The sequence below is a fragment of the Sphingobacterium sp. GQ94 genome (genome assembly GCF_059758715.1).
In genome coordinates this window covers 1-12,731 of record NZ_JCAXEC010000019.1, presented here as the reverse complement: position 1 = coordinate 12,731, position 12,731 = coordinate 1, and the positions used below count along the sequence as shown (strand labels likewise).

Sequence of the window (12,731 nt, the reverse complement as noted above, 5' to 3'; positions counted from 1 at the left end):
TGGTGGACTTGCTTAGCTAATAATTTTTCGAAGTCGGAAATAATTTCAGAAAATTCACTATTCTGTATTTTTCTATAGCTATTTTTTTATTTCAGACCAGCACAGATTTTTTGTGCCTACATTATTTTTCATTTCCTGAGGGCTAAAAATTCCACCCAGTCTATCGCTATACTCCATTTTTACGAGGTACAACATGAGGTACACTAATAACTTGTACTTGTGCAAGGTTCCGGCTTGGGTTTACTTTGGTGAAACAAAGGCTAAACATCGCATCGTTTACTGAAAGTATGTTTAGCGGTCATCTTAACAAAAGGAGGAAAAAATGTTTAGTGAAATTACTTGGGTGGAATTCCTGTTGTATACTACCGTATTAGTCTTGTTTTATTATCTGTGGATTTTAATATCATTTTATGGCAAGCAAATAAAAAAAATTCGATGGATCCAAAACATCACTCAAATAGGAGTCCCTTCTGAGTCTTTGTTTTATGATAAAAACCAACTGGCAAAAGAAGATGGAAATGACTATGAGCCAGCGCAGGACCCCGGAACTCTTGTAAAAGAAAATGATCACCAGGATTTTATCAAACAGCTCGGGTACTATTTGGAACCCTATAGAAACTCCTCGGTTAAGGCTCAGGACCTGATGGATGTATTGTGTGGTTTAATACAACAGAATCGCAGGTTGCATGACCTTAGCATTCGCCAGGAAATTAATGAAATCATTCTCAAAGAATGTCTGGAAAATGAATTGAATGTAGCGGGCTATCTGGACATGGAGAGTATCTGGGAGTTGATTGAATAACAAGCAATTTTTTTGAGTTTTTGGGCGGAACAAGAGGCATCTGCAATAGCGTAGCTAGGATGCTGTACGATTCAAATCAGATGATCTCTTCGTTCCGTTTTTTTGAGCAGTTTGGAAGGTTTACAATTAGCATAAATGATCATGGATAGACATAACAGAGAAAGTAAGAAAAGCAGATTTAGGAGTTCCTGGAAGATGTGGAGGTATAGCTTCGCCGTATTGCTGTATTGCACATTACCTGAGTGTTCTTTTGCTCAGGACGGGCTCGCGGGAATTAATCAGGCCAATCAGCAGATTAGAAGTTATTTTGATACTGGCGCTCAATTGATGTATGCCGTCGGCGCTGTGCTGGGCTTGATTGGGGCCGTAAAGGTTTTTCAGAAGTGGAATAATGGAGACCCAGATACCTCTAAGGTTGCTGCTGCATGGTTTGGGAGTTGTGTGTTTTTGGTTATGGTGACCTTGATTCTTAAGACCTTTTTTGGGGTTTAATTCAAATCTAATTATGGCAAATTCAGTGTATCGTATCAATAAGGGCATCAATAGACCGATTTGCTTTAAAGGGTTAAAGGCCCAATATATCGGTTATTTTGGAATTGGTTTAGTTGCATTGTTGCTACTTTTTAGCTTCCTGTATCTGCTTGGTGTGCCCATTTTAATCTGCCTGATTGCACTAGGAGTTTTAGGGACAAGCCTGAGCCTTTGGGTTTACCGAATGAGTAATCGGTACGGTCCGGATGGATTACTTAAAAGGATTGCTCAAGGCAGAATTCCTAAAAACATTACTTGTAGAACACGGATGGTCTTTAGAAAACTAGGCGGCTCGGATCTCTTAACTAAGAACTGATGGAAAAGCGCTTTGAAGATATCTTTCCAATTATGGATATAGAAAATGATTGCATTATCGGTAAACAAGGGGATCTCACGGTGAGTTTAAAAATTGAACTTCCTGAAATTTTTACACTCTCTTCTCAGGAATATGAAACCTTACATCATGCTTGGATTCGCGCGATTAAGGTGTTCTCCAAGCAGACCATTCTTCATAAACAAGATTGGTTTTTAAAAGAAAATTACCAGTCGGATTTTTTACGTACTGAGGAATCTTTTTTAGCCAGATCAAGTGAACGCTTCTTTAATGAACGTCCATTTTTAGATCACCAATGTTATCTAATGCTAACCAAGATGCCCGCAAAGCGGAAATTGTCCAATTCCTTGTTTTCTTCTTTAATTCGAGGTTCTTTGGTTCCCAAGGAAATTTTACATCCGGATTTTCAGGAAAAATTCTTGCAACAGTGCGCTCAATTTATTCAGATATTGACCGAAAGCGGGTTCATCAAAATTCAAAGATTAACACAAAAAGAGTTGGCAAGTGGTCGGGGGTATTCTGGCTTGATCGAAAAATATTGCACACTTGGGCATAAATTTGATGAAGTTGGTCTCTCGGACTACACTTTTTCCGATGGCATTCAACTTGGTAATAAGCAGTGTAACTTATTTACGCTAGGGGATGTAGAAGACTTGCCAGAGCTTTGTGGAAGTCGGATTAATTACGATAAATATTCTACGGATCATTCAAAATTTAGTCTGGGTTTTGCCTCAAGCCTAGGCCAACTTCTACCTTGCAATCATATTTATAACCAGTATATCTTTATTCAAGACGCTCAGAAAACAGTGAAGAGTTTGGAACGAAAACGGCTACGCTTGCAATCGTTGTCGGCCTATTCTCGAGAAAACGCAATTGCCAGAGATGCGGTAAATGAATTTTTGAATGAGGCTATTGTTCAAAGCCGACTTGCCGTTAAAGCACATTACAATATTTTGGTATGGGGCACTGATAAGGATGAATTAAAAAAAATAAAAACCTTGGTTTCATCGGGAATCTCTACCATGGATGCGGTTTGTAAAGAAGAAACCATTGCCGCTCCACAAATATTTTGGGCTGGTATTCCCGGGAACGCATCAGATTTTCCGGTGAACGATACCTTTGATACCTTTTTGGAACAGGCCGTCTGTTTCTTGAATATGGAGACTGGGTACCGATCCTCAATCAGTCCAGTAGGTATCCGTCTGGGCGACAGGTTAACCGGTAAGCCAGTCCATGTGGATATCTCAGATGAACCCATTAAACAGGGAATCTGTACCAATAGAAATAAATTTATTCTAGGTCCATCCGGCAGCGGGAAATCATTTTTTACCAATCACATGATTCGTTCTTATCATTTGCAAGGTGCCCATATTGTTCTAGTCGATATTGGTCACTCTTACAAAAGGCTTTGTGAATTAATTGGAGGCTATTATTTCACTTTTACCGAGAAAGAACCTATCCGCTTTAACCCCTTTTTCACGGAAATAGGTCAACAGCCCGATGCAGGTAAGAAGGAAAGCATTAAGACCTTACTGTTTGCCTTATGGAAAAAAGAGGGAGAGTCCGCCAGCCGCCTGGAATATGTAGCGCTTTCGAACATTATAAGTGCATACTATGCGCATGTTCAGCATGTTCAGGAACCTGTATTCCCTTGTTTTAATAGCTTTTACGAATTCTTGCAGGATGAATTTGTCTTGGTTTTTAAAAGTCAGGGGGTGAAAAGGAGTGACTTTGATATGCATAATTTCTTGTTTGTATTGCGGCCTTATTACCAAGGGGGTGAATACGATTACCTGCTCAACGCAACGGAAAATCTAGATCTGTTGCAAACAGATTTCATTGTATTCGAACTTGAAAACATAAAGGATAATCCCATTCTGTTTCCTGTAGTAACGATCATTATCATGGAAGTTTTTGTGAATAAGTTATTCAAATTGGACGGTGTCCGAAAAATGATTTTAATTGAGGAGGCCTGGAAAGCATTGATGAAAGACGGTTTTGCCCAGTACTTAAAATATCTCTTTAAAACCATTCGCAGGTATTATGGAGAGGCGATTGTCGTCACTCAGGAAATTGACGATATCCTGGGCTCAAATATAGTCAAGGATACCATTATCAATAATAGCGATTGTAAAATTTTATTGGATCAAAGGAAGTTTCAAAACAAATTTGATCAAATCCAGGACCTGCTTGGTCTGACCGATAAAGAAAAGGATTTATTGTTCTCAATTAATCGGGCGAATGACCCTGATGGTAAGTATAAGGAAGTGTTTATTAGTCTTGGGTCCCGCCTAAGTAAAGTATATCGGGTGGAGGTTTCCGCGCAGGAGTACTATTGTTATACAACCGAACAAACCGAGAAGGTCATTATTGAAGCCTATCTCAAAAAGTATGACGGTAATCTGCAACGGGCCCTTGCTATGCTTGCTCAGGATGAGAAAGATGGCAAATTGAAAATTTAATGTGATGAAAAAGAACATGTATAAAATCGGGATTTTAGTTATTTGTTCGCTCTTTATAGGGCCTCAAATAAAGATGCTTCAGGCGCAGGGGATCATTACCCAGGTTATTAAGGCAGGGGTGAGCCGGGCAATTAAGGCCGTTGATTTAAGAATTCAACGTCTTCAAAACAGAACCATTTGGCTGCAAAATGTCCAAAAGACATTAGAGAATACGCTCTCTAAATTCAAATTGGAAGAAATCGCGAATTGGTCGAAGAAGCACAAAGAACAGTATGCGCTTTATTATGATGAACTCAAACAGGTAAAATCCATCATTCGTCTATACGGCCGTATTTCCAAGATTGTTGAGAAGCAAGTCGCTCTGGTCAAAGAATACGGAAGGATCTGGAGACTTATACGCCAGGACCGTCAGTTTAGCACGCAGGAGCTTGAGTATATGGGTAGGGTATATTCTGGGATTTTGCAACAGAGTCTGAAAAATCTGGACCAACTTGATCTTTCCATCCGACCATCTTCTCTTCAAATGAGCGATGCACAACGGCTTGAAATTATTCATCAGGTGTCTTCAGGTGTGGATGATAATTATCGGGCGCTTAAAACATTTAATCGTCAGAATATATTGCTCAGGCTTTCCAGAGTACGCGATGGACAGGAGCGCCTCCGGGTGGAGCGTTTGTATGGGTTTCACTTGTAATTCCAGCTCTGATGTATCGATATTTTGCCTGTATGATCTTTTTTAGTCTGCTCTATCCCTTAGGCTGCAGTGCACAAAATTTTCAGGAATGGTTCAGTCAAAAAAAGACGCAAAAGAAGTATTTGGTTCAACAAATAGCTGCTAGTGAGATGTACCTGGGATTGGTCACCAAGGGTTACCTCATTTGCAAGGAAGGATTACAAGGTATGGGTGATATATACCAAGAAGAACAGGGTCTGCACCGTGCTTTTTTTAACACTATTCAAAATACAGCATCTTGGGTAAAACGGGATGTCCATTTTGGAGAAATTATCGATTTACAAATCCGGATTATCGAAGATTTTCACAAGCATAAGAATCAGCTTTTTAAATCGGACAATCAATTTTCATCCACTGAACTAGCCTATTTTCTTCGAGTTCGCTACCGGTTGCTTGATGATTGTTCACAGCTCTTAAGCAAGCTTCATGAATTAAGTAAAGATAAACAGCTAAAGATGGAACCTGGGAATAGATTAATGCGTATCCGCCAAATATACCTTGGCATGTTGAATAACCATGTTTTTAGCCAAGTCTTTTTTGAAGATTTTTGGCGGCTTGGCAAAGTTCGTTCTGTTCAACTCGAAGAGCTCAAAAATCAGCATAGAATTTTTGGAATTAATTAACATAACATGAGAAGAACGAGATGGTGGTTGCTGATTTTGCTGGTCTTTTTTCTGCCCAGAGAATCCTATTCCCAGAGCTCGCAAATAAGCCAGCTCTTACTCAATGTGGAAAAACTTGCCCAATATAAAGATATTCTAAGGCAGATGAAACAGGGGTATCAAATTCTATATGGGGGATATAAAACAGTGGAAAATGTAGCTGAAGGAAATTTTAGAATTCACAAGGTGTTTCTAGATGGTTTGCTCAAGGTGAGTCCGGCGGTTAGCGGTTATCAACGGATTTTAGAAATCTTGAATGATCAAATTCAATTGGTTCATAGATATAAAAAAGCCTATAAGCGGTTTCTGCATCTCGGGTATTTTGAACGAAGGGAGTTGACCTATATCCTGCTGGTTTATAAGAACTTGTTCAAACAAAGCCTACTTGCTCTGGATGAATTGACCTTGGTGATTACCTCTGGGGCACTTCGCATGAGCGATGATCAGCGACTGAAGTTTATTGACCGAATATTCTATGATATCCAGGATCGCTTATCATTCCTGGATTATTTTAATGCCCAGACAGAGATGTTAATGCTAGGACGAGCAAAGGAAAAGAAGGATTTGAACACCACTATCGAATTGTTTAGACAACAACCTTTTAAAAGAATTGAAAATGGAAAAGAGAATAATTAGTTTTTTGGTCCTTGTCCTTACCGTTGGAACTCTGGAGGTTAAGGCTGTGGCTCAAGGGTATTTAAATGAACTCAGTAGTATGCATCAGGTGCTCGAACAACTCTATCAGGAACTGATGCCTTTATGCCGCGAGTTAATGGGAGTTGGTCAAGGGATAGCTGGATTTGCTGCAACTTGGTTTATTGCCCACCGAGTGTGGCGACAAATTGCTCAAGCTCAATCGGTGGATTTTTATCCCTTATTCAGACCTTTTGTTTTAGGGTTTTGCATCATGATTTTTCCTTTGGTTTTGGATCTGATGAATGGAATACTTGAACCTGTTGTCCAGGCTAGTTCGCAAATGGTTCGTGGGTCGGATCAAGCAATTCAGGTCTTGCTTAAGCGCAAACAAGAGGCCATTAAGAAATCCGGAGCCTGGCAAATGTATGTAGGCCAAACAGGTCAGGGTGATCGTGAACAATGGTTGAAATATACCTATGATGAATCGACCAGTTCTTCAGAGGGTTTGCTAGATGGAATTGGAAATGATATCAAGTTCGCCATGGCCAAGGCATCTTATGGATTTCGGAATTCAGTGAAAGAGTGGATGAGTGAGGTCCTTAGCCTGTTGTTTGAGGCCGCTGCCTTATGCATCAATACGCTGCGAACCTTCCAACTTATTGTCCTTTCTATCTTAGGTCCTTTGGTGTTTGGGATATCGGTCTTTGATGGATTTCAACATACCCTGACAGTATGGATTGCTCGATATATTAATGTTTTTTTATGGCTACCAATTGCCAATATCTTCGGAGGAATTCTGGTAAAGATTCAGGAAAATATGTTAAAAATAGACCTCTCCCAGATTGATCAGACAGGAGATACATTTTTCAGCCGGACGGATAGTTCTTATTTGATATTCATGGTTATTGGAATTGTGGGATATTTTACGGTTCCCTCTATTGCAAATTACATTGTCCATGCATCCAGTGGAGCTAGCCCCTGGAATCAAAAAGTGACCAACGTGTTTAGCAGTGCGGGTAGTCTGGTGATTGGTAAGACTTCGAGCGGTGCAGGGATGGCCGTTGATGCGATGGGACATGCGGCAACGAAAATGTCTGGTGGCATGGGTTCGTCAGCTCATCATCAAGCTTATTTTCCTGAAAATAAACCTGGTGAATCCTCAGGGTATATGCAGGATAAACTCAAGGGATGATTCAGCTGTAGACTTATCAAATTTAAACCTTTAAAAACAAGAAGAATGTTTAAGAAAATTAGGAACATCGAAAGTGCATTTCGCTATGTACGGGGCTTTACCCTGCTGGTTGTTGTGGGAAGCATTGCAAGTAGTTGTCTTGCTCTCTATAAAAGTTATAACCTTGTTAAGGGCATGCAGGATAAGATTTATGTGCTTGCCGATGGTAAGGCCATGGAGGCTTATTCTGCCTTAAAGAAGGACAATATAGGTATAGAAGGTAAGGATCACATTGCAAATTTTCATCATTATTTTTTCACTCTAGATCCAGATGATAAGGTAATTAAACGGAATATGGAGAGAGCATTTTACCTAGCCGATGGAAGTGCTAAAGTGATGTATGATGCCCAGATAGAACGTGGGTACTATTCCTCTTTAATTGCTGGGAATATCAATCAAACTATTCAAATCGATAGTATTCAGTTGAACGAAAAAGTGTATCCCTATGAATTTGTATGCTATGCCACCCAGCGTATCATTCGCCCTGCAACAATGACTATTCGTCTTTTGGTTACCAAGGGATCACTCCGCCATGTTTCTCGGGGAGAGAATAATCCACATGGATTTTTGATTGAACGCTGGACTACCATAAAAAACGAGGATTTGGAAACTCAAAATAGATATTGAACAGCATGAAACAAAAATCCGAAAGTAAAAACAGGTGGTTTTATTTTAGAACAACATTCGCTGAGTATTTAAACCGACGGACTGAAACAGTGAATAAAAAACAATGGCATTGGATTCTTTCATTTTTTATTCTTTGCGGAGTTTGTTATAGTCTGGGCGTCGTGTGGGCCAGTGTTTTTTCCTCAGACCCTCCTTCCATAACTCGTAATCCGATGGGTAAGATCGAAACTGTACCCCTGCTGCTGAATGAACAGGATTCGAAGGCCTTTCCCCGAGACTTAGAGCCGTCAAAAATAGGATTGACTATAGAGTGTATAGTACCCCCAAAACATTCGAATTTTTCGGAAAACAAAGAGGCTATGACAGATGAAAGTCATGCTGTGGATTCCGCCAATTCTGAATTGAGAATTATTGATTAACCTTTAAAAAAGAATAAAATGGATACAAGCTTATTGAAATTTAGAACGAAACAGGAACGCCGGTTTATGTTGATTGTGCCCCTGATATTTATACCCTTCCTTTGCCTGATTTTTTGGGCATTTAAAGGAATAGAAGAGGACTCAGAGCATTCCGAAATAGGAGTTGACGTCCTGCTGGACTTGCCCGTTATCAATGATGAAAAGCAGATCGGAAACAGCAAGTTAGAACATTATGAGCTTGCTCAGCAGAAGCTTGAAAGGAAACAGGAGTTTAAAGAAAGAGATCCTTATTTTATGGAGGTTTATCGTAAAGAATTCCTTTCTGAGAGACCACACGATATTTTAAGAGATTCCGGATTCGCGCGAGTGAATAAGCAAAGTAATGGATTTCCGGAATCCAAGCAAGCCCTTCCTTTGGAAGAGATTTCAGAAGTCATGGAGCTGAATGAGCAAGAAATTTTCGATAAATTGGGTAAGTTGAATCAGGTCCTCAAAGCAGAATCGCACTTTTATGTCAACTCTAAGGATTCACCCGAGGTACCCATGCCATCCCTTGCTGCTGATTCTGCAGCCTCCTTGATTTCACAAAAAACTTTAGCCAAATCGGATGTTGATCGCCTGGAGGAATTAATGGATAAGGCAAACGACCCTGAGAGGGCCGATAATGAACTTTTTGTATTAAAGGATATGCTGGAGACCATAAGGGAAATTCAAGCTCCTGAACATTTGGCCTCAGAAAGACTTGGTTTTTCATCTGGATTATTGATGGATTCAGTCTATCAGATGTCCCCTGGATTATTCCCGGAATCTGCTTCTTTATTATCGGATTCTAGCGATGTTCCCTTCAAGGGAGAAAATGGTTTTTTTTCTTTAAATCAGCATGCGAATCGTTCATCTTTACCCACCGCGATTGCTGCGGTCATTCATCAGGATCAGAATCTTCGGAGCGGTTCATTGGTGAAAATAAGGCTTTTGCAAGCTGCTCAGGTAAACGGTATACCGATTCCAAAGGATAGCTTCGTGTACGGGGTGGTCAATTTGCAGCAAGAACGTCTTGAAATACACATCAAAAGTATCCGCCATGGACATTCATTGATTCCTGTTGCACTCAAAGTCTATGACCTTGACGGCATTGCGGGGATTCATATTCCAGGAGCAATTACTCGGGAAATGGCCAAGGAGTCCGTCAGTAGGAGCATTCAAGGAATCAGTCTTACGAGCTTAGATCCAACACTAGCCACCCAGGCAACCTTGAGCGCATTGGAAACGGCAAAAAACCTCATAAACCGAAAGGTCCAATTGATTCAGGTAAGCCTTAAGGCTGGCTATAAAGTACTGCTTGTAGACCAAAAGCAAAATCAACAACATTTTTAAATCTCATAAAAAAAAGTATGAAAATAATTTATCAACTAGTTCTTCTGATCCCGATATTATGTACACATACGCTAGAGTCCTTTGCTCAAAGCACGCAAGATGCGATGTACTCCATACCCGCTTGGAAGATTCAACTCTGTACCAGAAAAACGACTAATCTTATTTTTGCTCTACCTATTATGAGCGTGGATTGTGGGAGTGCAGATATTCTTTTTCAAAAAGTATCCGGGGCGCAAAATATCCTTCAAATTAGGGCTGTAAAGGAGGGTTTTCAACAGACTAATTTAAGCATCGTAACAGCAGATGGTAACTTCCATAGTTTCCTTGTAGACTACCATGCGAATCCCGATGAACTGAATTTGTCCTTCGTTGACCCTGTAGATCAAAACGGGATTATCCACTTTGCCAAAGGAATTTACAATCAGGCAGAGTTGGAAAAAATCGCGCATTTTGTTACGCTTTCTGATCATCATAAACCCTTTTTAAAAAAGCGTGATTTTAATATTCAATTGATTATAGACGGTGTTTTTGTCAAGGATGATTTGATGTTTTTCCGCCTGCGGTTAATAAATAAAAGCCCGCTGGTCTACGAAATCGATCAACTGCGGTTTTTTATCCAGGACAAAACACAACCAAAACGAACAGCCGTGCAGGAAATTGAAATTGAACCAATTCTTGTCCATAGAAAATTTCGAAAAGTCTCTCAGAACTCGGATGAAACTATGGTTATTGCGGTTCCCAAATTCACCATACCCGATTCCAAACATCTCACCATCCAAATTATGGAATTCTCCGGTGGAAGGCATTTGGAAAAACGGGTCCAAAATAGACATATTTTAAAGGCAGCAACTCTGTATTAACAATTCTTAAAAAGATTAAACATGAATATTAAAAACTTTGAATACTTAAAAAACCAGGTTTTTTATTGTGGATTTGGTGATTCCCTTGAGAATCCATTAAAAGAAGGGATGGTCCAAGCAGAGGCTAGTTTTAATTTAGAATACCGTAGCGGTGATCAATATGAAGAATTACTGGCTATTTTGAACTTCTCTAAGTCCAAGCAAAACGACATGTACTTTTTTAATTCATATACGCTTGAGATCAAGGAGAAAGCTTCTCAAGAGAAGTCCTCGCATCGGTTCTACATCAACGGCATGGATCGATTCACTTTAAAAGAGGCTTATAACTTACTGCAAGGAAGGGCTGTCCTTAAAAATCTGACTAGCAAAGAGGGGGAATCTTATTGTGCATGGGTCCAGTTGGATTTGAAAGAGATCCAAATTAATGGGAATTATAAATTTAAAAAATTCTATGAAAATTATGGGTTTGACCTATTGAAAGAACTTCAGAAATATCCCATTATTGAGCTTGATTATGAGGATAGCCGGACCTTTTTATTGGAGTCTTTAGCCCGAGGAAATCGCCAAATGGTGACATTTAATTGCCAGGAGGGACAATCAAAGATGTTCGTAGAGGTATCTCCCCAATTTAAAAACATCCTCATTTTTGATCAGCAAAATATCAGACGTGAATTCGATGATTCAAGTACTCAAACGCATACGGATCAAATTCAAGAGCAGTTCTCCGGAGATCAACAAAATATAGAAAGAAGTTTACCAGAAGACACTCCGCAAGATTCACCTGAGAATCAAAAAAAAAGAAAAAGGAGGAACTCGCTATGATTGGTCCAGAAACTTATCGTTCCCTTTTTGCCCTATTCCCTAGTTTTTTTTCAGATTTATCTGCAGATAGTAGATTAACTAATGCTCATTTGGCTGTATTTTTTGTCTGTCTGCGGAACAGCTATTTGACCGGGCTCCTTGGCGCTATACAAATTAAAGAAGAAGATTTTTCAGTCGGAGCTATGGTTTCTAAAGAAACTTTTTGGAACTGTATAAAAGATTTAAGAGAGTTAGGCTATTTATATTGTCAACCCACAATAGAAATGGAAAAAAAACCTGTATTGTTTTTGAGATTTCAATATGTAAAACGCTAGGGTGTTTTTGCTAGCAAGGCCAATATGTGTTGATTGGCCTTGTATTTATTGCAAAGGAGAGTATTCTAATAATTTGATAGTATACAATTAGTAATGGAAAAGGCTAAATATATTGACTTAACAAGTGATTTTGGGTTTAAAAGGGTGTTTTCTTCAGAACTTAATAAGGATTTACTGATTTCTTTTATCAATGAACTTTTTAATGGACGAAAGGAAGTAATTGATCTTACTTTTGATAAAAATGAATTTGTCGGTGACACAGAAGAGCTTGGTTCGGTGATTCTTGATCTTACCTGTACGGCTAAAAATGGAGAGCGTTTTGTTATCGAGATGCAGAGAACTACTCATGTCAACTTCAAACGGCGCATGCTCTATTATGGAAGTAAGCTGATTTCAGACCAAGCTCCAAAAGGCAAGCGAGCGGACTGGAGTTACAATATCAGTGAAGTCTATGTGATTGTGCTAATGGACGGATTTTCTATGCCAGGCGAGGAGCGTACAACACAGTATCTGCATAAAATCTGTTTATGTGACAGAAGTACAGGTAAAGTTTTCTTTGACGACTTGGAGTTTTTTTACATAGAATTGGTTAACTTTGTTAAGCAAGCGTCTGATTTACAGTCTAATTTGGAAAGTTGGCTCTATGTCTTAAAAAACATGAGCAAATTAGATAAAATTCCTGTATATCTACGTAAGCCAATATTTGAGAAGTTGTTCAATATTGCCCAATACAGTAAATTAACCAAAGAGGAAAAAGCCATGTATGATGTAAGTTTAAAACGCAGATGGGATAATAAAGCAGCAATGGATTTTGCTCATCAAGAGGGTGAAATGAAAGGAATTCAGATAGGGACTGAGAAAGGAATTCAAATAGGGACTGAGAAAGGAATTCAGATAGGGACCCAGAAAGAAATTCAGAAAAAT

Annotated in this window: 15 protein-coding genes; all 15 read left to right on the top strand. The window is 39.3% G+C overall.

All coding sequences use genetic code 11. The features are described from left to right. The first annotated feature begins 322 nt into the window (after window positions 1–322). Window positions 323–802 carry a hypothetical protein gene (locus AC6CHH_RS14545; RefSeq protein ID WP_498284137.1) on the top strand — a complete coding sequence of 160 codons (480 nt, stop codon included), beginning with the start codon at window positions 323–325 and terminating at the stop codon, window positions 800–802. A gap of 195 nt (window positions 803–997) precedes the next feature. Then, window positions 998–1,294 carry a DUF4134 domain-containing protein gene (locus AC6CHH_RS14540; protein ID WP_498284233.1) on the top strand — a complete coding sequence of 99 codons (297 nt, stop codon included), beginning with the start codon at window positions 998–1,000 and terminating at the stop codon, window positions 1,292–1,294. 13 nt (window positions 1,295–1,307) lie between these two features. Next, on the top strand, window positions 1,308–1,649 hold the full coding sequence (locus AC6CHH_RS14535; RefSeq protein ID WP_498284135.1) for a DUF4133 domain-containing protein: 342 nt from the start codon (window positions 1,308–1,310) through the stop codon (window positions 1,647–1,649). Beyond that, window positions 1,649–4,129, top strand: a complete 2,481-nt coding sequence (locus AC6CHH_RS14530) for a TraG family conjugative transposon ATPase (RefSeq protein ID WP_498284133.1) — start codon at window positions 1,649–1,651, stop codon at window positions 4,127–4,129. Before AC6CHH_RS14535 ends, AC6CHH_RS14530 begins: the two co-directional genes overlap by 1 nt. Window positions 4,130–4,133: 4 nt before the next feature. Beyond that, a complete protein-coding gene (locus tag AC6CHH_RS14525; RefSeq protein WP_498284131.1) occupies window positions 4,134–4,823 on the top strand; it encodes a conjugal transfer protein TraI in 690 nt (229 codons plus the stop codon). Window positions 4,824–4,834: 11 nt separating this feature from the next. Continuing rightward, complete coding sequence (locus AC6CHH_RS14520; RefSeq protein WP_498284129.1) at window positions 4,835–5,485, top strand: hypothetical protein; 651 nt, start codon at window positions 4,835–4,837, stop codon at window positions 5,483–5,485. A gap of 6 nt (window positions 5,486–5,491) precedes the next feature. Further along, on the top strand, window positions 5,492–6,160 hold the full coding sequence (locus AC6CHH_RS14515) for a TerB family tellurite resistance protein (protein WP_498284127.1): 669 nt from the start codon (window positions 5,492–5,494) through the stop codon (window positions 6,158–6,160). After that, a complete protein-coding gene (gene traJ / locus AC6CHH_RS14510; RefSeq protein ID WP_498284125.1) occupies window positions 6,141–7,352 on the top strand; it encodes a conjugative transposon protein TraJ in 1,212 nt (403 codons plus the stop codon). Before AC6CHH_RS14515 ends, traJ begins: the two co-directional genes overlap by 20 nt. 45 nt (window positions 7,353–7,397) lie before the next feature. Beyond that, window positions 7,398–8,018 (top strand): conjugative transposon protein TraK, encoded by a 621-nt coding sequence (gene traK, locus AC6CHH_RS14505; RefSeq protein ID WP_498284123.1) that lies wholly within the window; start codon window positions 7,398–7,400, stop codon window positions 8,016–8,018. Window positions 8,019–8,023: 5 nt separating this feature from the next. After that, window positions 8,024–8,437 (top strand): hypothetical protein, encoded by a 414-nt coding sequence (locus AC6CHH_RS14500; protein ID WP_498284121.1) that lies wholly within the window; start codon window positions 8,024–8,026, stop codon window positions 8,435–8,437. 18 nt (window positions 8,438–8,455) lie between these two features. Then, the gene (gene traM, locus AC6CHH_RS14495; RefSeq protein ID WP_498284119.1) at window positions 8,456–9,811 is read left to right on the top strand and encodes a conjugative transposon protein TraM; all 1,356 of its coding nucleotides are present in this window, start codon (window positions 8,456–8,458) and stop codon (window positions 9,809–9,811) included. A gap of 17 nt (window positions 9,812–9,828) precedes the next feature. Beyond that, window positions 9,829–10,671: a conjugative transposon protein TraN gene (gene traN, locus AC6CHH_RS14490; protein WP_498284117.1), complete on the top strand. Its 843-nt coding sequence runs from the start codon at window positions 9,829–9,831 to the stop codon at window positions 10,669–10,671. A gap of 21 nt (window positions 10,672–10,692) precedes the next feature. Next, the gene (locus tag AC6CHH_RS14485; protein ID WP_498284115.1) at window positions 10,693–11,493 is read left to right on the top strand and encodes a hypothetical protein; all 801 of its coding nucleotides are present in this window, start codon (window positions 10,693–10,695) and stop codon (window positions 11,491–11,493) included. Continuing rightward, window positions 11,490–11,807, top strand: a complete 318-nt coding sequence (locus tag AC6CHH_RS14480) for a hypothetical protein (RefSeq protein ID WP_498284113.1) — start codon at window positions 11,490–11,492, stop codon at window positions 11,805–11,807. The genes AC6CHH_RS14485 and AC6CHH_RS14480 overlap by 4 nt, the downstream gene beginning before the upstream one ends. Window positions 11,808–11,900: 93 nt before the next feature. After that, window positions 11,901–12,731: Rpn family recombination-promoting nuclease/putative transposase (locus tag AC6CHH_RS14475; protein WP_498284111.1), on the top strand; the 831-nt coding region annotated here is incomplete at its 3' end.